General features: G+C 43.1%; 23 protein-coding genes. 11 read left to right on the top strand and 12 right to left on the bottom strand.

All coding sequences use genetic code 11. The features are described 5' to 3' along the window. A partial coding sequence (locus tag IM500_RS03720) for a tetratricopeptide repeat protein (protein WP_287737744.1) occupies positions 1–607 on the top strand: 607 nt, incomplete at its 5' end. A 103-nt stretch (positions 608–710) separates the two neighbouring features. On the opposite strand, the gene IM500_RS03715 is transcribed toward IM500_RS03720, so the two are convergent. The 5 genes from IM500_RS03715 to IM500_RS03695 form a co-directional block, all read right to left on the bottom strand. Beyond that, complete coding sequence (locus IM500_RS03715) at positions 711–1250, bottom strand: DUF4164 domain-containing protein (protein ID WP_287737742.1); 540 nt, start codon at positions 1248–1250, stop codon at positions 711–713. 112 nt (positions 1251–1362) lie between these two features. Next, positions 1363–1770, bottom strand: coding sequence for a DUF4164 family protein (locus IM500_RS03710; RefSeq protein WP_287737740.1), 408 nt, complete (start codon positions 1768–1770; stop codon positions 1363–1365). Positions 1771–1908: 138 nt separating this feature from the next. Further along, on the bottom strand, positions 1909–3084 hold the full coding sequence (locus tag IM500_RS03705; RefSeq protein ID WP_287737738.1) for a lipid-A-disaccharide synthase-related protein: 1176 nt from the start codon (positions 3082–3084) through the stop codon (positions 1909–1911). A gap of 7 nt (positions 3085–3091) precedes the next feature. Then, on the bottom strand, positions 3092–3604 hold the full coding sequence (locus IM500_RS03700; protein ID WP_287737736.1) for a cobalamin biosynthesis protein: 513 nt from the start codon (positions 3602–3604) through the stop codon (positions 3092–3094). 6 nt (positions 3605–3610) lie between these two features. Then, the gene (locus tag IM500_RS03695; protein WP_287737734.1) at positions 3611–4021 is read right to left on the bottom strand and encodes a M67 family metallopeptidase; all 411 of its coding nucleotides are present in this window, start codon (positions 4019–4021) and stop codon (positions 3611–3613) included. Between the two features lie 199 nt (positions 4022–4220). On the opposite strand from IM500_RS03695, the gene IM500_RS03690 reads away from it, so the two are divergent. From IM500_RS03690 to IM500_RS03680, 3 genes are all read left to right on the top strand, one after another. Then, on the top strand, positions 4221–5186 hold the full coding sequence (locus IM500_RS03690) for a hypothetical protein (RefSeq protein ID WP_008206713.1): 966 nt from the start codon (positions 4221–4223) through the stop codon (positions 5184–5186). A 256-nt stretch (positions 5187–5442) separates the two neighbouring features. Continuing rightward, positions 5443–7152, top strand: a complete 1710-nt coding sequence (menD, locus tag IM500_RS03685; protein ID WP_190723078.1) for a 2-succinyl-5-enolpyruvyl-6-hydroxy-3-cyclohexene-1-carboxylic-acid synthase — start codon at positions 5443–5445, stop codon at positions 7150–7152. A gap of 175 nt (positions 7153–7327) precedes the next feature. Continuing rightward, the gene (locus tag IM500_RS03680; protein WP_147072466.1) at positions 7328–8557 is read left to right on the top strand and encodes a hypothetical protein; all 1230 of its coding nucleotides are present in this window, start codon (positions 7328–7330) and stop codon (positions 8555–8557) included. Positions 8558–8563: 6 nt separating this feature from the next. Here the strand turns inward: IM500_RS03680 and IM500_RS03675 are convergent, their stop codons facing one another. Continuing rightward, positions 8564–8974, bottom strand: coding sequence for a salt stress protein, Slr1339 family (locus IM500_RS03675; protein WP_287737731.1), 411 nt, complete (start codon positions 8972–8974; stop codon positions 8564–8566). A gap of 42 nt (positions 8975–9016) precedes the next feature. After that, complete coding sequence (locus tag IM500_RS03670; protein ID WP_190723076.1) at positions 9017–9274, bottom strand: CRR7 family NDH-1 assembly protein; 258 nt, start codon at positions 9272–9274, stop codon at positions 9017–9019. Positions 9275–9356: 82 nt separating this feature from the next. Here IM500_RS03670 and IM500_RS03665 point away from each other — a divergent pair, with 82 nt between their 5' ends. The 6 genes from IM500_RS03665 to IM500_RS03640 all read left to right on the top strand — a co-directional run bounded on the left by IM500_RS03665 (position 9357) and on the right by IM500_RS03640 (position 12759). Further along, the gene (locus tag IM500_RS03665) at positions 9357–10781 is read left to right on the top strand and encodes a protein adenylyltransferase SelO (RefSeq protein ID WP_502882350.1); all 1425 of its coding nucleotides are present in this window, start codon (positions 9357–9359) and stop codon (positions 10779–10781) included. Positions 10782–11130: 349 nt separating this feature from the next. After that, positions 11131–11343: a TM2 domain-containing protein gene (locus IM500_RS03660; RefSeq protein ID WP_043996355.1), complete on the top strand. Its 213-nt coding sequence runs from the start codon at positions 11131–11133 to the stop codon at positions 11341–11343. Between the two features lie 197 nt (positions 11344–11540). Further along, positions 11541–11816 (top strand): hypothetical protein, encoded by a 276-nt coding sequence (locus IM500_RS03655; RefSeq protein ID WP_002737737.1) that lies wholly within the window; start codon positions 11541–11543, stop codon positions 11814–11816. Next, complete coding sequence (locus tag IM500_RS03650) at positions 11813–12181, top strand: aspartyl protease (RefSeq protein WP_043997603.1); 369 nt, start codon at positions 11813–11815, stop codon at positions 12179–12181. Before IM500_RS03655 ends, IM500_RS03650 begins: the two co-directional genes overlap by 4 nt. A 93-nt stretch (positions 12182–12274) precedes the next feature. Beyond that, positions 12275–12493, top strand: coding sequence for a hypothetical protein (locus tag IM500_RS03645; protein ID WP_079208267.1), 219 nt, complete (start codon positions 12275–12277; stop codon positions 12491–12493). Beyond that, positions 12490–12759, top strand: coding sequence for a type II toxin-antitoxin system RelE family toxin (locus IM500_RS03640; RefSeq protein WP_079208269.1), 270 nt, complete (start codon positions 12490–12492; stop codon positions 12757–12759). The genes IM500_RS03645 and IM500_RS03640 overlap by 4 nt, the downstream gene beginning before the upstream one ends. A 286-nt stretch (positions 12760–13045) precedes the next feature. Here IM500_RS03640 and IM500_RS03635 read toward each other — a convergent pair whose 3' ends face one another. The 4 genes from IM500_RS03635 to IM500_RS03620 form a co-directional block, all read right to left on the bottom strand. Beyond that, complete coding sequence (locus IM500_RS03635; protein WP_004162454.1) at positions 13046–13231, bottom strand: hypothetical protein; 186 nt, start codon at positions 13229–13231, stop codon at positions 13046–13048. Further along, on the bottom strand, positions 13206–13490 hold the full coding sequence (locus IM500_RS03630) for a BrnT family toxin (protein WP_287737725.1): 285 nt from the start codon (positions 13488–13490) through the stop codon (positions 13206–13208). The genes IM500_RS03635 and IM500_RS03630 overlap by 26 nt, the downstream gene beginning before the upstream one ends. 715 nt (positions 13491–14205) lie before the next feature. Next, entirely contained in the window at positions 14206–16104 is a 1899-nt protein-coding gene (locus IM500_RS03625) for an NAD(P)H-quinone oxidoreductase subunit F (RefSeq protein WP_287737723.1), read from the bottom strand. Positions 16105–16332: 228 nt separating this feature from the next. Next, a complete protein-coding gene (locus IM500_RS03620) occupies positions 16333–17016 on the bottom strand; it encodes a PHP domain-containing protein (protein WP_190723073.1) in 684 nt (227 codons plus the stop codon). 614 nt (positions 17017–17630) lie between these two features. Between IM500_RS03620 and IM500_RS03615 the strand changes: the two genes are divergently transcribed. Then, positions 17631–18338 (top strand): PEP-CTERM sorting domain-containing protein, encoded by a 708-nt coding sequence (locus IM500_RS03615; protein WP_287737721.1) that lies wholly within the window; start codon positions 17631–17633, stop codon positions 18336–18338. Between the two features lie 300 nt (positions 18339–18638). Here IM500_RS03615 and IM500_RS03610 read toward each other — a convergent pair whose 3' ends face one another. After that, entirely contained in the window at positions 18639–18956 is a 318-nt protein-coding gene (locus IM500_RS03610) for a DUF3067 family protein (protein ID WP_002756874.1), read from the bottom strand. Positions 18957–19168: the final 212 nt, after the last annotated feature.

Genomic DNA, 19168 nt, shown 5'->3' with positions numbered 1-19168 from the left:
TTACAATTCCCTAGGAGAATACCAAAAAGCGATCGAGTTTTATCAACAGTCCTTAGCAATCACACGCGAAATCGGTGATCGGGGGGTTGAAGCGACTTCCTATAATAATTTAGGCGCTGTTTACAATTCCCTAGGAGAATACCAAAAAGCGATCGAGTTTTATCAACAGTCCTTAGCAATCACACGCGAAATCGGTGATCGGGGGGTTGAAGCGGCATCCTACAATAATTTAGGCAATGTTTACAAATCCCTTGGAGAATACCAAAAAGCGATCGAGTTTTATCAACAGTCCCTAGCAATCCTTCGGGAAATCGGTGATCGGGGGGTTGAAGCGAAATCTTGGTTTAATCTGGGACTTACCTACTATAAACTCAAACGTATATCGGAAGCGAAAGAAGCATATCTTCAAGCGCAGGAATTATATCAAGCATTGGGGTTAGCAGCGGATGTTCAAGATTGCGATAATAAAATTCGGCAATTAGAAACCCAAAAATATCCCTTAATCGTTGCTTTCTTTCTGGGGGTGATTAAGTTTCCTTTAGTTTTAATTGGGGGGATAATAGTGGCATTGTGGCGATTGTTAAAAAGATGGTTGAGGAAAGCATAATTAGGGGTAGGATGGGTTAGGAATCCCTTATTTTTAACCTGAGTTTCACATCTGCTAATTTCCCCTCATAACTACCCTAAAGTGAGAAATTATAGTAATATTTCTAAGGATTACCAGAAAAGAAAGAGCGCCACGCTGCTGTGCCGATCGCTCCTCCTAAAAGGATAATTAACGTCCAAACTTGATTTTTTTGGGTTCCTTCCAGCTTTTCTAGTCTTCTATCCATCCCATCGACTTTCTCAGTTAGTTTTGCTTGTCCCACCTCTAGCTTAGTTAGCCGTTCGTCAATTTTCTCAAATTTCTGGTTAAGATCCTTCTGTAGTCCGTCAAATTTCTGGTTAACATCCTTTTGTAGTCCGTCAAATTTCTGGTTAAAATCTTTCTGTAGTCCGTCAAATTTCTGGTTGAAATCCTGTTGCAAGGTATCGATTTTTTGGTTAAAATCTTTCTGTAGTCCGTCAAATTTCTGGTTAAAATCCTTCTGTAGGCTGTCAAATTTCTGGTTAACATCCTGTTGCAAGGTATCGATTTTTTGGGTGACATCTCTTTGCAAGGTATCGATTTTTTGGTTAACCTCCTTGATGCTGTCTTTAATTTCCTTGAGGACGGATTCAAGACTATAAGTAACGGTTTCGTTAGACATTTTGGTAACATCCTTGGGAGTAATGATAGTACAATAATTTTATTTTAATCCTAAATCTGGTTATTAAAGACTGATTATTTATTGCCTAGGATTTAGTATTATGGCAATATTTCTAAGGATTGCCAGAAAAAAAGGATCGCCACGCTGCCGTGCCGATGGCCCCTCCTAAAAGGATAATTAACGTCCAAACTTGATTTTTTTGGGTTCCTTCCAGCTTTTCTAGTCTTCTATCCATCCCATCGACTTTCTCAGTTAGTTTTGCTTGTCCTACTTCTAGCTTAGTTAGCCGTTCGTCGATTTTGTCAAATTTCTGGTTAAAATCCTTCTGTAGGCTGTCAAATTTCTGGTTAACATCCTTTTGTAGGCTGTCAAATTTCTGGTTAAAATCCTTCTGTAGGCTGTCAAATTTCTGGTTAATATCCTGTTGCAAGGTATCGATTTTTTGGTTAACTTCCTTGATGCTGTCTTTAATTTCCTTGAGGACGGATTCAAGACTATAAGTAACGGTTTCGTTAGGCATTTTGGTAACATCCCTGGGAGTAATGATAGTACAATAATTTTATTTTAATCCTAAATCTGGTTATTAAAGACTGATTATTTATTGCCTCTCCTGATATGTAGCCTATACTCAACGGATTTAGTATAACTATCTCTGCCATTACTTTTGAAAAATGCTATAAATTTCCTCGGCAATATTTCTGCTACCTCCGGACTCTCCCACTCTAATTTTGCCATTTTCTAAACATCTGTGTAAATAACGAGAATCTGCCAAAATATCAATAATTTTAACCGCGGCATTTTTAAATAAATTTACCTCCGTGGGTTTCTGTCCAATAGTTATCACCGATTCCCCTAATAAGCGCATTTGTGCCTCGGCAAAAGGATAGGTAAATTGGGGACCAAATCCGGGTATTTGTAGGACGGGTTTTCCTAATCCCACCGCTTGTTCTACTGCTGTACCCGCCATGGCTAAACAAGCGTCACAATGGTGTAGAATATCGGCAAAAGCATCACGATAACAGCACAATAAAGCCCCATTTTTCTCTAATTTTCCCGCTCCTAAATAATGCCATCCCTCTTGTTTAGCTAAATTTTCTAAGTCGGTTTCTCTGATACTAGGAATGATAGCAGCCCGAAACTGCATCGGTTTAATTTTAACTATTTCCTCACAGACTTGTAACTGTAAAGCCAAATTACTCAAAGCTTCGGGTAAACGACTCCCCGCTAATAAAGCAATCATGGGAATTTGACGATCTAATTCTAAATCTTTACCCGTTGGTGTTAAGACATCCATAATCGGATAACCAGCAAAAATCGCTTTTTTAATACCCCGATTTTGTAGGTCTGTTGCTGTATATTTATCCCGGGTAAAAACTCTTAAACAATTCTTCGATCTTAAACATAATTTTGTCAGCAAAGGTAATTTAATTGTGCCTTCGTAATAACTGGAAGTAGAAACAATAAAAGCCACAAAGGGACGACTGGTTAAACTAGCGATCGCAATCGGCACGATATCCCCCACTGCTATCAATAAATCACAATCCTTGCTAACTTTAAAAGCTGCCTGAATTTGCTGAATAGTTAGACTAATTAATCCCGCACCAATATCCTTAATCCAATTCAAAGGATTGGTATAAATAATTCCCCCCGATGGCATAGTGGCAGTGGGGGCAATAATTGGTACTGGCAATTTTTGATAAGCTTTTCCCTCTCCCACTAAAGGCAAAGCAGCTATAGATAATTGGGGCTGAATTTTTTGTAATTCCCCCAGAATTAAACTAGCATTTAAATCCTCGCCATGACCATTACTAAGAAATAAAACCTGTTTAAGCATCGATTTGTTATCCTCTATATTCCCTTGCTGCCAAAGAAACCGCCACCGTCACCGATTTGGCTTCTATTTGCTTGCTTACTAGCAAAGTATCGCCCATTTTTAAAGCGGCAGCTTCAGCGACGCTAGGGGTTCCTTCTTTCTTGTTGACAATAGCCGAGGGATTGGGGACATTAATATCTCTCAACTCCTCAGCAGTAAAGGTTTTTAGTGGCAATCCTTTCTCCTGACAGTAGGCAATTAAACCCTGTTCATCAGCTTTGATGTCAAGGGTGGCGATACCAGCAATAGCGGCTAAAGAGAGGTGATAACGCTTAAAAACATCCCTAATTGCCCTATCTATGACCGCTTTCTCCGTCCCACGGATGCAACCTATTCCTAGCCATAATAATCGTCCATGGTACTGCACTTTTGTCCCGGAAGGATCGGGGGAAAAACCAGGTTGGCTAAAACCTGTCCACAGGGGACCTATCCCGATTAAATCGATTGCGGGTGAGTGGAAAGCAGGGGAAGCGCTAGTCATACAAGACTATAATATTTTTACCGGTTGAAATTGTTCGCCTTCGTCCAGTTGCCAAGCTTGTAAATCGATCGCTCGTCCTGAAACTACGGAGACAATTAAATAAGTATATCCTGACCAGGCTAATTGGCGATCAATTTCCGAGGGAATGGCGGCATGATCGGGATGGGAATGATAGATACCAATAATTTCTAGCTGGTTTTCCCGCGCCGATTTTTGAGCTTGTAAAAGCACTTCTGGCGCAATACTAAAGCGGTTTTTCCTATTACCTGACCAGTTATTTTCTGTGGTTTGCACGGTGATCACTTGGGCTGCTGTTTCGGTAATTTTTCCCACGAGTAACCCACAACATTCTTCGGGATAGGTGGATTCGGCGTGGGTGACAATGCGCTGGTAAATTTGTTCTGTAATCAGGATCATAAGGGAAAATTTTCAAAACCTATCTATCTCAATCCCTCAAAATCAGTTATTTGTCCGGACTCCGAGGTACAAAGTCTTCTTTTTGGCGAGTCGTTCGTCAGCAGTCGATGGCAAATTCGGTTATACTTTATGCTGAGGATCAACGCCGTAGAATTAATTCTAACAAAATTGTTTCAAAAAAAGCCGGAGGTGCCTGAGGATGAGAAAATTCATAGAATTGATTTTAAGAAAACTTTTCAAGCCAGAGGTGCCTGAATTGGTACAGATTGTCCACAACCGGGAAATGTCAGCGCTGGGGGGATTTGCCAAGACAGCAGAATCGATCGATAGTGATAAGTTTAGCGGTCAAGAATTTCTCATGTTTGTGAAGATTAAATACTGTCTAGCTAGAGGAATTGGAGAATACGCAGGACTAGATGAAAGTATTAAACTACTGCAAGGAGCGATCGAAGCAAAAAATAGTTATTTAAGCCTTGATCAAACAGAATTTCGTTATCGTAGTTCTAAACAACAGGATTTTTATCAATATGTGGAATCTCTGCTTGCCTCTGACTACGAAGATAAGGCGGCTTTTCAAGCTAGAGTAGCAGAAAAGTTGCTGGAAACTCTGCCCGATGTGAAAACGGAGGAGGGAAAAGTTGCCCTAAAAGCCTATCAAACTGAATTGGAACGTCTGGCAGAGTACGAATTAGGATTAAAACTTTTATCCCTATTTAAAGCCTACCAACTAGCGGACTATTCTGTCCTCAGAACTGTTTCTGATATCGTGGAGACTTCTCGCGAAAAACAAACACTAGATTATCCTAGTTTAGTTGTTTTGGTAATTAGTAAGTACGAAGTTTTTGAGAAGCTGAAAAATATTATCGGTGTGCCTAATAATAAGAGCAAACCGGAAACCTATGCTCGAATGCTGCAATACATTGCCCTGACCTACAGACATAGCAAATCCTACGCTCAATTTGCCGAATTGTTGAAAGTAATGCGTAAATGGTATCTTCCCTATCGCGCCATTCTTGACATCCGCCAACGCTATCCCCGCACCTCTTTTAAACTACCGAAGCAATTCTCGGAAGATATTCCTGGGGAGGCAATTTATGATAAATATCGTAAGTCCCTAACCGACGCTAAAACAGGATTAACCTATGTGGATTTTGGGAAAGACTAGCTATTTATTGGGGATGATGGCTAAGGTGCAGCTATTTGGTTTGATTCCTAAACCGTTAAAGAGAAGGTTGAGCAGCAGTATCTAAATTTTCCCCTTAAAACTTGGCGAGAAGGGAACCCGAAAAGGGATAAATTGGCCTGGGAATTGAGAGTAAACTTAACCCGCATCGCTGACTTAGGAATAACTTATTCTTGGCAGGTTCCAGCCAATGTTAAATTTATCTTATTGTTCCCTAACCTTTGCACTGAACTGATAAATGTCGATCGATTTTCGCAATCTTAATACACTTTGGGGTTCTATTTTAGTCGAAACATTGGCCCGTTTGGGATTGAAGATAGGGGTGGTTTCTCCCGGATCGCGATCGACTCCTTTAACGATAGCCTTGGCAAGACATCCCCAGATTGAAGCTATTCCCATCTTAGACGAGCGCTCGGCCGCCTTTTTTGCCCTGGGATTAGCCAAACAATTATATCAACCGGTGGTTTTAGTCTGCACTTCTGGCACTGCCACGGCTAATTTTTATCCCGCAGTCATTGAAGCAAAAGAAAGTCATGTCCCTTTATTAATTCTAACCGCCGATCGCCCCCCAGAATTGCGTCATGCTCACGCCGGTCAGACTATCGATCAAGTCAAACTCTACGGTAATTATCCAAATTGGCAAGCGGAAATTAGCTGTCCTAGTGCCAATATCGAGCGTTTACGCTATCTCCGTCAAACTATCATCCACGCGTGGTGGCGCTGTCTCGATCCTGTCCCCGGAGTGGTGCATCTGAACTTACCATTTCGGGATCCCCTCGCACCAACTCCCGATCTAGAAATTAACAATTTAGAGGCTAATTTTGACCAAGAGGCTTTTTTTAGCCACATATCTCGGCAAAATATCGCCATTAACCACTCAATTCTCCAAATTAATTCTTTACCCTCCAAAGGAATTATCATCGCGGGATTAGCTTCCCCGCAAAACCCTGAAAGTTACTGTCAGGCGATCGCTGATTTAGCCCGATCGCAACAATATCCCGTCTTAGCGGAAGCTTTATCTCCTCTGCGAAACTATGCAGGGTTAAATCCCCATCTCATCACCACCTATGATTTATTATTGCGGAATCCTGCCCTTAGAACCCAATTAACCCCCGATGTTGTCCTGCAAATTGGCGAATTACCCACCAGCAAAGAATTACGGACCTGGTTAGAAGAAATCGACTGTCCGCGCTGGATTATCGATCCCCATCCCGATAATTACGATCCTCTACAGGGAAAAACCGGACATCTCAGGGTAAATATCGAGCAATTAGGGGATCTATTCCCAGATAAAGTCGATAATAACCGAGAATATCGGCAATTATGGCAAAAATTCGACCAGCAAGCCAGATTTAAAATCGATCGCCTTTTGGCAGCAGAAACTAAACTGATTGAAGGTAAAATCCCCTGGCTGCTCTCCCAATACCTCCCCCCCCGCACCCCGATCTTTATCTCTAATAGTATGCCTGTTCGCTATGCCGAGTTTTTTAACCCGCCTAGCGATCGCCAAATTCGTCCCTATTTTAACCGCGGGGCCAATGGCATCGACGGCAACCTCTCCACTGCGATAGGAATAGCTTATAAAAATGTCCCTAGTCTGCTATTAACGGGAGATTTAGCCCTATTACACGACACAAATGGTTTTTTAATCAAAAAATATTTTGTTGGCTCCTTGACCATAATTTTAATCAATAACAAGGGGGGAGGCATTTTCCAGATGTTGCCGATCGCCAAATTTGACCCTCCCTTTGAAGAATTTTTTGCCACTCCCCAAAATATCGACTTTTGCCAACTCTGTCACACCTACGGTATTGATTACCATTTAATCAGTGATTGGACTGATTTTCAGCAAAAAATCGCAGTTTTACCAGAATCAGGCCTAAGATTACTAGAAATATCCTGCGATCGAGCTTTTAATACCCAATGGTTCCTCAGTAATTATGTGTAGGGTGTGGGGTGTGGGGTGTGGGGAAGTGGGGTGTGGGGTGTGGGGTGTGGGGAGAATAAAGCTGCCTATTGCAAGAGTGCCTATCCTGATATGTAGCCTATGCTCAACGGATTTAGTATTAATTCCCTTTTTCGAGAAAGTCAATACAATGGGTGGAAAGAGTTAAAAGGGTCCGATGAATCGACAAAGACGGCAAAAATCAAGACAATTTTCTCTCCCTAGATATTCTATCTTTCCCCCGGAACAATGGCGATCGGGAGTGACTTCTTTGGTGATTAGCTTGGTCTTGTCCCTACTGATTTTAAAACTGAATACCTCTAGTCTTTCCACTGCCACCATAAATATTTTTAATCCCTCCACTGTGGGGGAGAATTTAGCCGGTAAGAGCCTAGATGAGTTAGAAAAGCAGAAAATCGCCGAATTTTTGCAAATTACCCCGCCAGAAACCGAATTAACCCTCGATCGCACCCCTTTGTTTATTCTCCACGACACAGCTTGGAGTATGACTGCGGGTAACATCGAAGAACAGAAAAAATATGCTCGCGGTCCGATGAAATTGGGTCCCAATGTTTACATCCCCCGCAAACAGAATTCTAGGGATAGAGACATTTTAGACTCGATCGCCCGGCCTTTTTTTGAACGTCACCGTCCCACTGCCACTTTTTATGAACAAGCGGCCGAAATGCTGCCCGCAGACACCAGAGATCAATTAGTGCGTCAACTGTGGCAACTTACCCCAGAAACTATCCGCGTCAAGGGTTTTGCACTTGCTTTAGAGGGTGTTCCTTTGAGTACGCGATCGGCTCCTGAGTTAGAAAAAAGAGCAAGAATTTGGTTAAATACGCCTTCAGAAGCCGTCTTTAGGCGTTTAGTCAAAGAATATCCCACAAATTACTTTGATGGGGCAAAAAGCACCGCATTATGGGCAACAGAAGCGATTTGTCAGCAGCTATCTCACCCTAATTGCGATCGCTTGCGACCAGTTTTTGCCGAAAGAAATCGTCGGGTTATCTCCAGCGTTAACATTGAACTGGTACAAGCGCCGGGATCCCACTGTTTGACCAAAGGACGCTTGCAACCCCTCCCCGGTTACAGCGATTTTCAATACCAACAAACGGCGAAATATTATCTCCTCGCAGCCTTACAAACGGGACAATTACCGCAAATTGTCAGCCATTTTGCCGTGGATAGTTTTCTGATTAATCAAGGAAAATATCCCCATTGTGACCCCCGGGGTTTTGATCTACAACGTCTCTACAATCTCATCAGTCAAGCTTTGGATTATGACCCCGGCACTGTTTATGGCATCGTTCCCCGTTACGGCACAAATATTCTAGCCGGTGATAATATTTGGTGGCATAATCGAGTTTTTGACCAAGCAAATTTACCCACAACTTTAAATTAGACCTGATCATTTAGAAATGTCCACTTCTCCCAAAGCTTCTAGATAGGCAATCGCCGCTTCTAAAGGAGAATCGTAGCTATATGAAAACTCCTCAAACCAGCGTCCTTCCTCCGATTTGACATCCAATTTATCTAACCATTGCTTCGCCTTTCTAGTTAAAGCTTCTCGCTTACGCTGCTTTTTTAATGCCGCTGCTTTTTCTTTTTCCGCTGCCTCCTGTTGTTGCCTTTCTTGGTTTTCTAAGGCTAAAGCTTTTAAAAGCGCATCGGTAGAAGAATCGCTGGCATAATTAACCTTAAATTCAGCCAGGGAACGATCTTTTTCTTGGCGAGAAGAAGGGGACGGCATCGGTTTTTCCTGATCCCGTTTCTGGTATTCTGCCTTCATTTGTGCCAGTAAATCTTCTATTTCTCCCATAATGATCAAGTTAGAAAGTAAAAAGTTAAAAAGCGGGTTTACTTATTTTTCCAAACGCACTAGATACCATTGTAAATAACCCTTCTCACCCAGGTCCAACTCACAGTAATTATCGCGCAGATAGAGAGCTTTTTCCTCAAAACTAGAGAATTTCGCCAATTGTCGGGGACAAATCTCCGGTTTTGCGGTGATTAAATCTTTTAACTTATCCCGCAACTGGTCGGGAGTCTGGAATTGTTCAGTTTGATCGGCCTCAAGGACAAGAAAATAGTCCCCTTGATACATAATAGAATCGGGCATCGCTGTTTGATAGTCTCAGTAGGAAAATTTTTTGGCTATCTTTACCACTTTATCGCCTCAACGCTCGATCGACACCACCACTATGACAGACCATCTCACCAATCCCTTTCTCAGTCTCCCTTACGAAAGCGCCATGCAGGACTTGGGGGACCAATACTACGATCAAGTCGCGGCCGCGGATTTTCCCCGTCATATCCTTCGTTTTCGCAATGATGCTTTATTACCTTTGGTGGGAATTCAGCCAGAATTAAGCTTAGATGAGCATTTTATCGAGGCTTTTGGTAAATTTCAATCCCTGACCCCTTTTTTAGCCCTGCGTTACCACGGTTATCAATTTGGCGAGTATAATCCTTTTTTAGGGGATGGTCGCGGTTTTCTCTACGGTCAAGTTAGGGGTATTGATGGCAAATTATACGATTTTGGTACGAAAGGATCGGGACGGACCCCCTATTCTCGTCATGCAGACGGTAGGTTAACTCTCAAGGGTGGAGTTAGAGAAGTCTTAGCCGGGGAAGCTTTACGGGGTTTAGGGGTGAATACCTCTCGCTGTTTGAGTTTGGTGGAAACGGGGGAATCCCTCTGGCGCGGCGATGAACCTTCCCCGACGCGATCTTCGGTGATGATTCGAGTTAGTAATTCTCATATTCGTTTTGGGACTTTTGAGCGTTTATTTCATATTAAACGTAGCGATTTAATTAAAAGACTCCTCGATCATGTGATTATTTATTATTATCCTGAAATCGATCCCCAAGATAGCGATCGCTATTTAAAATTTTACGCCGCTTTGATTGAAAGAACCGCTAAATTAGCAGCCCAATGGATGGCCGCCGGTTTTTGTCATGGGGTTCTCAATACCGATAATATGTCAATTACCGGGGAAAGTTTCGATTATGGTCCCTACGCTTTTATTCCTTCCTATAACCCCCAATTTACGGCGGCCTATTTCGACTACGGCGGCCGTTATAGTTATGGTAATCAGCCTTTTATCTGTCGCTTAAATCTAGAGTTACTGCAATCTCCCCTGGCCATGGTTGTCTCCTTGTTAGAGTTAGATATGGCTTTGGCTAACTATGACCAGCACTACAATTTTTATTATCAAAAAATGATGCTCAAAAAGTTAGGTTTTGAGGATATTTTTACTCCAGAATCCGCTTTACTGGTCAGCAAAACTGTGGAAGTTCTCGAAGAAACTGGCCTCGGTTATCATGACTTTTTCTATCAATTAAGTGAACAATTTAATTACGGTTGGCGAGAAAATAGTTCTCTAATTCTTGAAAATATGGATTTACCCAAAGCTGATTGGCAACGTTGGCGAGAGTTATATAGTTTGGTCTTAAATCAATTACCCCCAGATTCTTTGGCTCAAATTGGCGACACCTTAACGCATTATAATCCTAAAACCGCTTTACTTAGACCGCTAATCGAATCGGTTTGGGAGGCAATTACCTATAAAGACGATTGGCAACCTTTCCAAGAATTAGTGATAAAATTACAAAATAAACAGTAATTAAGTAAGAGGACAAAATTAATTTCTTGGTTAGAATAGGCAACAGGTGGTTAAATATGTGTAATTAATTATCTCTAGCTACTTATTTAGGTCATTTCCTGAAATGCGTTGGACAAAAATTGACCAGACTTGGCGATCAATGTTTCCCTTCTAACCATTAAGAGTGTCAAAATAATAGTAAAATTTTGTGACAAAGTGCCGTCATATCTAAGAATCTTTGCTAGAACCTCAGAAGGCTTCTGTGACAAGTCTCCTTAAAGGAGATTGTTTGCAGTAAGCTCATCTGGCTAACAGGCTGTTATAACATCTAGTTAGGCTCCTCAACCACAAACCTTGAAAGAGATTGAAAATGAGCGAAAAACGAATTCTACCCGCATTATTGCTTTGTTTTTTCTTCGGTATGTTTGGTGCCCACAGATTCTACGTAGGAAAAATTGGGACTGGCATATTGCAGTTAGTCACATTGGGAGGACTTGGTATCTGGGTGCTAATTGATTTCATCATGATTATTGTCGGAGCATTTACTGATAAAGAAGGAAACAAAATCACCCAGTGGACGTAAAACAAGCCGTAGGGTGCGTTCCCTAAGGTGGCTCCCACTGCTCCACCGATCGATTTTCGGGAACGCACCATGCCCATGGATTGAAGCTGTGAGTTTAGGTGCGATGCCGCTCTGGTCGGACCAGTTGAGGAATGTTAGCGAAGATTCCCAATGTTTGGTTAAAATAGAGGGGCAAAAGTCGCCACAGGGTCGCTTCAATGACAGTTCGACAACCCCGCTACAGTAAAGAAGAATTTGCTCGACGTGGCAATGAGATTTATCAATCTCAGGTACGTCCCCAAGTCGAGGAGGGAAATCAGGGGAGAATTGTGGCGATCGACATTGAAACAGGGGCTTTTGAAGTAGCGGATGATTTGGTAAGCGCAGCGAAGCAACTTTCTGCACGAGTGCCTGATACTCAGACATGGTTTGTTCGCATTGGGCATTCAGCCGTTGATCACTTTGGCGCAAGGAGCCTGAGAACAAAGCCATGATGCAAGGTCGTGTAAATCAACGGTGTGAGGCGACGTTAGCGATCGCAGTCAGAAACAATGAAACAACGCAGATAGTAGATGCTGTAATTGATACAGGATTTTCGGGTTTTCTCACCTTGCCGTCTGACATAATTGCTAGGTTAGGGTTTATTTGGGAGGGTCGAGATCTTGCGACGTTAGGCGATGGGACTTTCTGCACGTTTGAAGTTTACATCGGGCTTGTGATCTGGGACGGGCAATATCGTGAGATTTACATCAACGAATCAGAGACGGTTCCGTTGATTGGGATGCAGCTATTACGAGGATACGATTTGCGAATTCAGGCAATTGAGGGTGGTTTAGTTACGATCGAAGCGTTGAAGTAGAGTGCGATGCTGAAGGCACTGGGTAGCAGTACGCCATCGCTGTAGCAACGTGAAAGCTAGAATATATTAAGCCCTATACGTTAGATGTTGTATATGACTGAACGACTTGAGCAGGCGATCGCCCAATTAAAAACCTTGTCAACCGCTCAACAGGACGCAATCGCAACCCTAATTTTGGCAGAACTCGAAGAAGAGCAGCGATGGGATGACTCCTTTGCCCGCTCACCAAACTTGCTGGCTAAACTAGCAGCCGAAGCAATGGCAGAACATCGATTGGGCAAGACTCAAGAATTAGACCCAGAAACGTTGTGAAGTCTTGTACCACTGCTCGTTTTCGGGAGATGTTTGCAGATCTTCCAAAACCGATTCAAGAGCAGACCCGTAAAGCGTATCGGCAATTCAAAGAAGACCCAAGCTATCCCAGCTTGCGATTCAAGAAAGTCCATCCAAAGCTGCCCATCTATTCTGCACGCATCAATAGGGATTATCGTGCTGTCGGTCAATTAGAGGATGATACGGTGATTTGGTTCTGGGTTGGTTCCCATGCAGAGTACGATATGCTGCTGGAGCAATTTTAGTGCGATGCCGAAGGCACTGCGTAGCAGCACGCCATCGCCCTAGGGTGCGTTCCCTAATCTGGCTCCTACCGCTCCACCGATCGATTTTTGGGGAACGCACCATGCCCATGGATTGAAACTGTGAGTTTAAGTGCGATGCCGATCTTGTAGGGTGCGAAAACGCGCGTGTAACGCACCTTTTTCAGGTTAGCTATAATGTCGGTTAGACAATGCTCTTATGAGGCGTTTAACCATCATATATACATTCATGAGCATATTGTTCAACCAGTAATTCAATGATTTTTTTCTAAGGAATTTGTTTTCGATCTGCTTGAGATTTAAAGAAGCTTACACTTTCTTCTGTTAATTCTAATGTTACTTGATTAGTTTTGATTTTACCTTTAGGAACTAACTGGTCTGGGGGCGGTAAAAAATCTTTAACGACTTGTCCCAGTTCCATTGGTTCATCAGTATAAGTTATTTTGCTGTTCATATAGTTTACGTCCTTTTCGCCAATAACCAGTTCCAAAAATTCTAACTTTTCCTTCCCGGTAAGTAAAGCGTACTGTGATAATTCCTTCATTAACTTGCCCCATACAGTAAAATCGATTTTCTTCTTGACTGTGAGCCAGATCTTGTACGATAACTCTGTTGGGGTCAAAAAATGCGTATTGGGCTAATTCAAAGGAAACATCGTGTTTCTGTTGGTTTAAAAGATTTTTATCTTCATCCCATTCAAAGCTTTCATCCATAAGCGGAGTTGATCAGCCTAATCACCATAATTTTAACATATCAAGAGGGATAAGCAAATTGCGAAATTTTGTCTCGCTCCCGTCTTCCTAGAAAAGAACCGAGGCTTTAAAGAACATGAGTTGAATCAAATTGATCGGCTCCTGATAGAACTGGACTTCCCCCGTATAAATATACTAGCTATGGCTAAAAGTCTTACACAGCCTGAGTTAAAGCAATATAATACCAATGGACTACTGGACACAAACTCCTGAATTCCTTACGCAGATAGGGTTTGAGGCAAAATTTTTCAAATTTGACCCTTCGACCATTATAGCTTGTTTCGGGGCAGAAAACTGGCAAAAACATGGCTACAGTGCGATCACCGATCTTGTAGTGCGATCGCCTCGCCTCGTAGGTTGGGTTGAGCGAAACAATACTGGGTCGAAAATAGCTCAACTCGCTTGAAAAAGCGAAACCCAACCACCCCAAAGATTACTCTTTGTTGGGTTTCCTTGCGTCAACCCAACCTACAATAATTGCTGGTTAATTCAAACGTTAGAGAGCCGTAGGGTGCGTTCCCTCTGCTCCAACGATCGATTTTTGGGAACGCACCATGCAGATTGATTGAAGCTGTGACTTTAAGTACGATGCCGCTCTTGTGGGCCCAGTTGAGGAATGTTAGCGAAGATTCCCAATGTTTAGGTTAAAATAGAGGGGCAAAAGTTGCCACAGGGTTCAACGAGTCAAAAGGGATGACCAATAATCAGTTATCAGTGACCATTGACCGTTTAATAAGAGCCAGATTAATCCCCCTATTCCGAATAGAATAGTCAAGACATAAAACTGTGATTGACCGGAAACATTATACTTTAAGGCACTGCCGCTAAAAATCGTCGCTAAACTGACCAAATTAACCAGACCATCAATAATATAACGATCGAGCCAAGCGGTAATTTTTGACAAGCTTCCCACGGCTAAAACCACGGTAAACTGATAGATGCGATCAAGATAGAAGTCATAAGCGAACAAATCCTGCAAGAATCGCAGTATTAACCCGGTTGGTCTCGCCCAAGCTCGTCTTAACTCTACCATTAACCCGATAACTAGGCCAATTACTCCAGAGGCCATCAGCAAGGGAAAACCCCAGACAATAGTAAAACTCTGGTTATTAACGAGAGGATTGGTGAAAGATAGCCAAAAATCCCAACGTAGGGGAATAATCGGGGCCAATAAAACGATTAAAATCAACGATACCATGGGCAAAGCCATCGGCCAAGCCACTTCCGGGGTGCGATGGGTCTTACTTTGGGTTTGTCCCAAAAAGACTAAACGAAATACCCGAGTAAGATTGACGATGCTAAGACAATTAACAAAGATTAAAACCGCTAATAACCACCAAGGAATCGCCCATTCACCACTTAACCACCGTTTTAATGTCCAAAACATCCCCAGGGGCATTAAAACCGTCATCCCCGCGGAACCTCCTAAAAAAGCCGTGGTTGTAGCCGGCATTCTTGCCCAAATTCCCCCCATTTCCGTGATATTCTGGTTACTGGTGGTGAGAATTAAGGCTCCTGCGCTCATAAACAATAAAGCTTTTGCGATCGCATGGGAGAATAAAATTAGTAAAGCGATATCCACATGACCTAATCCCACCGCAATAAAGACCAAACCGAGATAGGCACTGGTGGAGTGGCATAAAACCCGTTTAATATCAATTTGGGATAAGGCCATCAGAGAAGTACCGATTGCCGTCATTGTCCCCAACACTATTAAAACATTGGCAGCGATCGGAGATAGGGTAAACACCGGCTGCAGCTTAATTAAAACATAGGCCCCCGCCGAAACCACGATCGAATTCCGCATGATTCCGGCTGGATTTGGTCCCTCCATCGCCTCATCTAACCACAAATTCAGGGGAAATTGGGCGCATTTACCCGTTGGACCAGCAATAAGGGCTAATCCTAACAAAGTCGCCGTCAGAGGCGGTACAGGGTTATTTACTGCCCAATTTTCTAACTGAGAAAAACTCAATCCTTCTCCGTAACTGGACAGAGCCACCAAACCCATCAATAAAATAATATCGCCGACGCGCTTGGTTAAAAAGGCATCTCGGGCTGCGGTTACTACCAAAGGTTGGGCATACCAAAAACCGACGAGGAGATAGGTAGAGACTGTTAACATCTCTAGGAAAGCGTAACTGAATAGTAGGGAGTCACTCAGGGCAATTCCCCCCAAAGCTGCCTCAAAAAAGCCCATTAAGCCATAAAATCTCGCCAAAGACCAATCCTTTTCCATGTAGCCAAGGGCATAGATTTGGGCCAAGAGACTGATGAGGGTAATCACTTCCAGCGTCCCCAAACTGACGGGAGAAAGTTCGATCGAAAGGGATAAACTAAGATCGGCCACTTTTACCCATTCAAAAGTCAGTTTAATCGTCTCTCGATGCCAAATTTGATTAAAAGCGATCGTTCCGTGTATTAACCCTAATACGGTCATCAATAGGTTAATATAAGCGGCCGGCCGCGGACCGGTGCGACTAATAATGCCTAAAGACCAAGGCAAGGTTAAAATCGAACCAATTAAGCCATAAATGGGAATTAACCAGCAAGTGTAAAGGAATAAATCTTTCATTCAGGGGGTTATCAGTTATCAGTTATCAGTTATCAGTTATCAGTGATCAGGTTTAAGTTTTAAGTTATCAGGTTTAAGTTTTCAATTTTCAACAAATTTAGGCTCTTTCACTGGTTACTGGTTACTGATTACTGATCACTGATCAACGGCCATAAAAAACTAACACTCGATCGAGAAGGGAGCGAGTTTAGTCAATTTAGTTATTTTACAGTTAATCCCGGGATCAGGCTAAATGCGCTGTAATAAAGATTTACCGTGGGAATCGGTGCTACAGGTGGCGAATAATTGATATTGACGACTAAGAGCGAGTGCTTGTTCGGTTTCCCGTTGACTCGGTAGCCAGGGTTTGGGATTGCCGTAGGCATAAAAGGCCTCAATACCATCAATACCCAATTCTACCGCCGCCGCTACTAAATCGGCTGCGGGGCGATGGTAACGAAAGGGATGGGCGAGAACCACTAGGGCCCCCGCTTGCTGTAAACTGTTAATGACTCTAGAGGCCAAAGCTAGATCTCCTTCCGGTTTGGCTCTTTGCAGATAGGGAGTCAAAACGGTATGAGTAGGATCGAAACCATAGCCAAGAATATGCACTTCTGTCTCTAAGAGATTCGCCGTAATTTCTACCCCTGTCCAGAGATGGGGTAGAGAACTCTTTAAATGCTGATTTTCTAGCCAAATTTGGGCTTGTCGATAACCTTCGATCGAGTGATGATCAGTAATTGCTAATCCTTTTAGTCCGATATCTAACGCTTGTCTCATCAAGTCTTGGGGACTCATTTGACCATCGGAACAATGGGTGTGGAGATGGAAATTGTAATGGTAGGGACAACTATCATAGCCGACATTTGCCCACACCGCTTTCAGGGCGAGGGTATCTTGAGCTAGGGGTGGAATTGTAGCAGAAACGACCATGCAGTATTGAGGAAATTTCCCAAAGATTACAAATTGTTAACAATCAGCATAGCAAATACCAAAAAAAATTGGGTAGCTGCTGTTACCACTAATACTAAATCCTCTTTCAAAGGTGTGGGGAAGTGGGGAAGTAGGGAAGTGGGGAAATGGGGAAATGGGGGAATGGGGAATTTCAACTAAAACCCTAACACCCTAACACCCTAACACCCCACACCCCACACCCTGCCCCCACCGAAAAACTTTTTGCCGCAAACCCTAACTAGAAAAACTTTTAGTCTTGACATAATATTAGGTCGAGGTGTAATCATCTGCGTTTTAGCTTACCTGTGACCATAAATACTTCCTTGACCGCTTCAAATCACACAAGTCTTTAGTAGTTGGGTAGGGTGCGTTAGGCAATCCCTTGTTTTTAGGGCAAAAATCAAGCTCTGAATATTGCCGTAACGCACCACAAAGAAAGGTTTTTAGTGAGTTACGCTAACGCACCCTACTGGGGAGCATCTCACTTTCTTTTCATTCCATTAACTTGACATTTCATCTGTGCAAGGTTATAACTATACTAGAGTGCGTAGTCTACGTACTTTGCCCTAATAAAAAGTAACAAACCACTTAAAATGATCACAAACATCTCTAGACGACTAACCACTGGCGCTCTTGCTATCGCTGGCAGCGTTGCCGCTTTCGGCTTTGCTGGTGCTGCCCCCGTCCAGGCGCAGGCGGCGGATTGTCCTCTACCATTGGGACAACTGTTTTCTGATTTCAAGTCTGCTCCTTGCAAAGTGGGAGACAAGCTTTTCACATTCCTCGCCTCCAGTCCAACGTCTGGTCCTATAGATAACGGGGTTCTTCTCATAGATCAAATCTTGTCACCGACTATAGACAGACACACCTTCAACTACAGACCAACTCCCGCTCTGACCCAAGCCGGAGGTACTTTCGTCATAGATTACACGGTCGAGATTCTTGATCCGGCGAAGATGTTCAAAGATTTCAGTATTGGTTATGATGCAACTGGCGCAGGTAACTCGGGTATCTTTACGGAGAAGATGGTTTGGTCAGATAGTATCAATGGGTCGGCGTTAATCGGAACTTCGACGGCTACGACCGCGTTGGGTGCTTCTGGTGCCATGGTTCCAGTTCCGTCCGGTATCACGAAACTCTTCGTCAGAGACACTTACCGGGTCAATTCTCCCACCGGTTCCATTAACAGTGTCACCAACGACTTCACACAAATGCCAAAAGTTAAAGTTCCCGAACCTTCTGCTATCCTCGGTATCTTAGCCGTTGCTGGTATTGGTGCTTTCGCTCGTCGCAAGAGCTAGTCACTGTCATTAAATCAAAAGCAAGCGTTAAGCTTAACCTTAACGCCTTTTTTGTGTCTAGAGAAGGGGATGGGGGAGTGGGGGGTTCGAGCATTTGTATGAAAATATCCAATACGCAATTTAAATGCAGTATACTGTTCACTTAACAATCCTACTGGTCACTGATAAGCTAAGACCCATTGTAGCCGCCTCTCCTTAGATTAGCTGAATCTCCCCCGCCCCCCCAACCCCCCCGACATCGGGGGGGCCAGGAGGGGTGTTGCCTCTTGCAAGAGTGCCTCTTGCCTGATCTCAAATTGATCACTGATCACTGATCAGCCATTCCGAGGCCCTTTCACCTAGATCTAGGGCCAGACTAACCGCTTTACCAAGACGGGGACGCTCGCGGGTTTCGCGGATAAAAGCTTGAAATTGACTAAAACCACCCCATTCGTGGAGATAATTAGCGATCGCATTGAGATGTTCCAGATATTCAGACTCGGAGAGGGGAAAAGAAGCTTGTTCGAGATATTTCCACATTACCTGAACATGAACCTTATCTTTGATGCGTCGTAGCTGGATATCGTAGGAACGACCCCATTTTTCTAGTAATAATTGCTGTAAGTCCACACCCGTCATGGTTGCTATCGCTTCTCAGATGTCAGTCGGCCTCTTGATTTTATCATAAATGTCAGGGGAAGACCCTCGATTTTACCGAAATTTTGGGTTAAAGCCCCGTCCTTTTAGGACGGCTTTTTAAACTATATCTTGTTAACTTAACTTTTATTGTGCTATACTGATTTTGTCTAAGTCCCCCCTGCGTAAAATGTTTGTCTTAGAGTTTAAAGTTA

Origin of the sequence: Microcystis sp. M179S2 (genome assembly GCF_020245805.1) — a bacterium.
Classification (GTDB): Bacteria; Cyanobacteriota; Cyanobacteriia; order Cyanobacteriales; family Microcystaceae; genus Microcystis; species Microcystis aeruginosa.
The sequence above is the reverse complement of the archived record's forward strand: the minus strand, read 5'-3'. Positions and strand labels throughout refer to the sequence as shown.

What these genes read in the sequence shown, in the direction of transcription:
- IM500_RS03715 (WP_287737742.1), bottom strand. Translation starts at nt 1,250, where the DNA reads ATGTCTAACGAAACCGTTACTTATAGTCTTGAATCCGTCCTCAAGGAA.
- IM500_RS03710 (WP_287737740.1), bottom strand. Translation starts at nt 1,770, where the DNA reads ATGCCTAACGAAACCGTTACTTATAGTCTTGAATCCGTCCTCAAGGAA.
- IM500_RS03705 (WP_287737738.1), bottom strand. Translation starts at nt 3,084, where the DNA reads ATGCTTAAACAGGTTTTATTTCTTAGTAATGGTCATGGCGAGGATTTA.
- IM500_RS03700 (WP_287737736.1), bottom strand. Translation starts at nt 3,604, where the DNA reads ATGACTAGCGCTTCCCCTGCTTTCCACTCACCCGCAATCGATTTAATC.
- IM500_RS03695 (WP_287737734.1), bottom strand. Translation starts at nt 4,021, where the DNA reads ATGATCCTGATTACAGAACAAATTTACCAGCGCATTGTCACCCACGCC.
- IM500_RS03690 (WP_008206713.1), top strand. Translation starts at nt 4,221, where the DNA reads ATGAGAAAATTCATAGAATTGATTTTAAGAAAACTTTTCAAGCCAGAG.
- menD (WP_190723078.1), top strand. Translation starts at nt 5,443, where the DNA reads ATGTCGATCGATTTTCGCAATCTTAATACACTTTGGGGTTCTATTTTA.
- IM500_RS03680 (WP_147072466.1), top strand. Translation starts at nt 7,328, where the DNA reads ATGAATCGACAAAGACGGCAAAAATCAAGACAATTTTCTCTCCCTAGA.
- IM500_RS03675 (WP_287737731.1), bottom strand. Translation starts at nt 8,974, where the DNA reads ATGGGAGAAATAGAAGATTTACTGGCACAAATGAAGGCAGAATACCAG.
- IM500_RS03670 (WP_190723076.1), bottom strand. Translation starts at nt 9,274, where the DNA reads ATGCCCGATTCTATTATGTATCAAGGGGACTATTTTCTTGTCCTTGAG.
- IM500_RS03665 (WP_502882350.1), top strand. Translation starts at nt 9,357, where the DNA reads ATGACAGACCATCTCACCAATCCCTTTCTCAGTCTCCCTTACGAAAGC.
- IM500_RS03660 (WP_043996355.1), top strand. Translation starts at nt 11,131, where the DNA reads ATGAGCGAAAAACGAATTCTACCCGCATTATTGCTTTGTTTTTTCTTC.
- IM500_RS03655 (WP_002737737.1), top strand. Translation starts at nt 11,541, where the DNA reads ATGACAGTTCGACAACCCCGCTACAGTAAAGAAGAATTTGCTCGACGT.
- IM500_RS03650 (WP_043997603.1), top strand. Translation starts at nt 11,813, where the DNA reads ATGATGCAAGGTCGTGTAAATCAACGGTGTGAGGCGACGTTAGCGATC.
- IM500_RS03645 (WP_079208267.1), top strand. Translation starts at nt 12,275, where the DNA reads ATGACTGAACGACTTGAGCAGGCGATCGCCCAATTAAAAACCTTGTCA.
- IM500_RS03635 (WP_004162454.1), bottom strand. Translation starts at nt 13,231, where the DNA reads ATGAACAGCAAAATAACTTATACTGATGAACCAATGGAACTGGGACAA.
- IM500_RS03630 (WP_287737725.1), bottom strand. Translation starts at nt 13,490, where the DNA reads ATGGATGAAAGCTTTGAATGGGATGAAGATAAAAATCTTTTAAACCAA.
- IM500_RS03625 (WP_287737723.1), bottom strand. Translation starts at nt 16,104, where the DNA reads ATGAAAGATTTATTCCTTTACACTTGCTGGTTAATTCCCATTTATGGC.
- IM500_RS03620 (WP_190723073.1), bottom strand. Translation starts at nt 17,016, where the DNA reads ATGGTCGTTTCTGCTACAATTCCACCCCTAGCTCAAGATACCCTCGCC.
- IM500_RS03615 (WP_287737721.1), top strand. Translation starts at nt 17,631, where the DNA reads ATGATCACAAACATCTCTAGACGACTAACCACTGGCGCTCTTGCTATC.
- IM500_RS03610 (WP_002756874.1), bottom strand. Translation starts at nt 18,956, where the DNA reads ATGACGGGTGTGGACTTACAGCAATTATTACTAGAAAAATGGGGTCGT.